The sequence below is a fragment of the Pseudoalteromonas sp. S558 genome (assembly GCF_005886635.1).
Classification (GTDB): domain Bacteria; phylum Pseudomonadota; class Gammaproteobacteria; order Enterobacterales; family Alteromonadaceae; genus Pseudoalteromonas; species Pseudoalteromonas aliena.
The window spans coordinates 1-276 of sequence record NZ_PNDU01000648.1 but is presented as its reverse complement, the minus strand read 5'-3'; the positions used below and the strand labels follow the sequence as shown (position 1 = coordinate 276).

Below are 276 nucleotides of genomic sequence, written 5' to 3'. Positions count from 1 at the left end.
TACACCAGAGCTTAATAAATACTGTAGCTGAGATGTTTTCCACGCTTTAGCTTGCAAAAAGGCAGATACCGCAAACTTTGCGTTTTCGGAGCCTCTAATTGCAGGGTGTAACTCGTACTGACATCGGCTACTACCTAGCTCGCCACGTGCATTGATATCACTTTCATTTTGCTCTAGCTTTTCTGCGTGGGTGCGGTGTTTTTTCATTGGCACGCCTTCAACTGTATGGTAGCCATTATATAATCTATTTAAATTTTCTTCTACAAAACGCAAACC

At 42.0% G+C, this 276-nt stretch carries 1 protein-coding gene; it reads right to left on the bottom strand.

What is annotated here, in order from left to right; translation table 11 throughout:
- On the bottom strand, positions 1-276 hold a 276-nt coding region (locus tag CWB66_RS21795), incomplete at both ends, for a M14 family metallopeptidase (protein WP_138587026.1).